This is a genomic window from Bacillus sp. 7884-1 (assembly GCF_002272245.1).
In the GTDB taxonomy this organism is placed as follows: Bacteria; Bacillota; Bacilli; order Bacillales; family Cytobacillaceae; genus Neobacillus.
In genome coordinates this window covers 1-2,345 of sequence record NZ_NPDD01000204.1, presented here as the reverse complement: position 1 = coordinate 2,345, position 2,345 = coordinate 1, and the positions used below count along the sequence as shown (strand labels likewise).

The 2,345-nt window shown below is 39.9% G+C and carries 4 protein-coding genes; 2 read left to right on the top strand and 2 right to left on the bottom strand.

The window, feature by feature from the left end:
• Positions 1 to 242: YtzC family protein (locus CHI06_RS22610; protein WP_095250823.1), on the bottom strand; the 242-nt coding region annotated here is incomplete at its 3' end.
• A gap of 394 nt (positions 243 to 636) precedes the next feature.
• Between CHI06_RS22610 and CHI06_RS22605 the strand changes: the two genes are divergently transcribed.
• The gene (locus CHI06_RS22605) at positions 637 to 1,599 is read left to right on the top strand and encodes a TIGR01212 family radical SAM protein (protein WP_095250822.1); all 963 of its coding nucleotides are present in this window, start codon (positions 637 to 639) and stop codon (positions 1,597 to 1,599) included.
• A gap of 2 nt (positions 1,600 to 1,601) precedes the next feature.
• Positions 1,602 to 2,174, top strand: a complete 573-nt coding sequence (locus tag CHI06_RS22600; RefSeq protein ID WP_095250821.1) for a class I SAM-dependent methyltransferase — start codon at positions 1,602 to 1,604, stop codon at positions 2,172 to 2,174.
• Between the two features lie 44 nt (positions 2,175 to 2,218).
• Here CHI06_RS22600 and CHI06_RS22595 read toward each other — a convergent pair.
• Positions 2,219 to 2,345, bottom strand: a 127-nt coding sequence (locus CHI06_RS22595) for an IS3 family transposase (RefSeq protein WP_142301005.1), incomplete at its 5' end; no start/stop codon positions are given.

Sequence of the window (2,345 nt, the reverse complement as noted above, 5' to 3'; positions counted from 1 at the left end):
GTGTTTTGAAGCTGCTGTATTTGTAATCTCATACGATGGAGTTGGTCCCGCTGCTGAGAATTCGCACTATGGGCCATTTTTGCAATATCCTGATAGGTTTGTTCAAGATCCTGTAAGGCCTTTGTATAGTCATCATTATTGTAATGCTCTTGAATGCTGCTCGTTTCAAACTGTTCTTTCGCATAGCGGATTGTATCCTCACATTGCTGCATTAATGTGTCCATTGAAGCACGTGTAGCCATCTAAGGACCCCCTTTTTTTTGGTGACACAAAAATCCTAACCCTAATGTCTTGAAGCTCAGGGCTTCATCTCTTATTTTGTTCTCTCTCACTTTTCCTATTACAACTTACCATTGATAATTAATACCAAATTAGAAAAGCGGAGGCGCCTTGTCCAAGGAAAAAAGCAATTCATTTTTTCCCAGGGGCGACAGGCATAAGGCGAGCCGGCAGAAAGGTTGCGCTCTTTAACCTTCTTGACGGATTGTCTTATGACCGAGGAAAAAGTGATTTTTCTTTTTCCACCGAGCCCCTAGGCGCTGGGGCTAGATCAAATACAATTATTACAAATGGATAAGCCCTTCTTTTCATGTTAAAATGTAAGTTATGTTAAAAAATAAAAAGGAGGTTTCTGAATTGACTCAGACCAACCCTTTTCCATATGCTACAGACGATAAACGTTATCATACATGGAATTATCACCTTCGCCAGCAATTTGGCCATAAAGTTTTTAAAGTTGCTTTAGATGGCGGTTTCGATTGCCCAAACCGTGATGGTACGGTTGCTCACGGCGGTTGTACTTTTTGCAGTGCTGCTGGTTCTGGTGATTTTGCCGGTGACCGAACTGAGAGCCTAGAAACACAATTTCTTGATATCAAGGAAAAAATGCATACGAAATGGAAAGATGGAAAGTACATGGCCTACTTTCAAGCCTATACGAATACTCATGCACCGGTTGAAGTTCTCCGTGAAAAGTTTGAAAGTGTTCTCAAACAGGAGGGTGTAGTTGGATTATCGATTGCTACCCGCCCAGATTGTCTCCCAGATGATGTCGTTGAATATCTAGCTGACTTAAACAAAAGAACGTATCTATGGGTTGAACTTGGCTTGCAAACGGTACATGAACGTACAGCCTTATTAATCAATCGTGCTCACGATTTCCAATGTTATGTCGAAGGTGTAAATAAGCTTAGAAAACATGGAATCCGGATTTGCTCTCACCTTATCAATGGATTACCGCTTGAATCGTATGAAATGATGATGGAAACTGCAAGGGAAGTTGCAAAGCTTGATGTCCAAGGAATTAAAATTCATTTGCTTCATTTACTAAAAGGAACTCCAATGGTTAAACAGTATGAAAAAGGAATGCTGGAGTTTCTTTCTCAAGAAGACTATGTCAATTTAGTATGTGACCAATTAGAAATTTTACCGCCGGAAATGATTGTTCATCGAATTACGGGTGATGGACCGATTGATTTAATGGTAGGACCGATGTGGAGTGTCAATAAGTGGGAAGTACTTAATTCCATTGATGCCGAGTTAAAAAGAAGAAACAGCTATCAGGGAAAATATTATCAAGAGAACACCGTGAGGAACTAATTATGAAGCTTGAGCGTATCCTTCCCTTCGCGAAGAAATTACTTGAAAAAGCTATTACTAGCGGTGCAGTGGTTGTTGACGCTACTTTGGGAAATGGTCATGATACAGTTTTCCTAGCCGATCTTGTTGGTGAAAACGGTAGAGTGTATGGATTTGATGTCCAGGAAGAGGCCATTCTTACCAGTACGGAAAGACTGAAGGAACATGGTCTGGCTGATCGAGTCACTACTTTTCATGCAGGTCACGAACAGCTTTACAAGCTAATCCCTGACAAAGATCATGGCAAGGTAACGGCAGCGATTTTTAACTTAGGGTATTTACCTGGCAGTGATAAAGCAATTGTAACAAAACCAGAAACCACCATATCTGCAATACAACAATTGCTTGAGATAATGGTTTCAGAAGGAATCATTATTCTTGTGATTTATCACGGTCACACCGAGGGTGCAGTTGAGCGCGACGCTTTATTGGCGTATTGTCAGGAGATTGACCAAAAGAAGGCTCATGTCATAAAGTATCAGTTTATCAATCAACAAAATAATCCTCCTTTTATCATTGCAATAGAAAAAAGATAAACCAGGCTGCTTTGATCTGACCCAATAAAGTTAGACAAATATTTTTATGCAACTTTTAAGACTTGAGTTCGGTATTCCACCGGGCTCAGGTTTTTTAATTTTGCCTTCATTCGTTTGTGATTGTAATAGTGAATATAATCAGCTAATTCCTGTTCAAAATGCTCTATACTA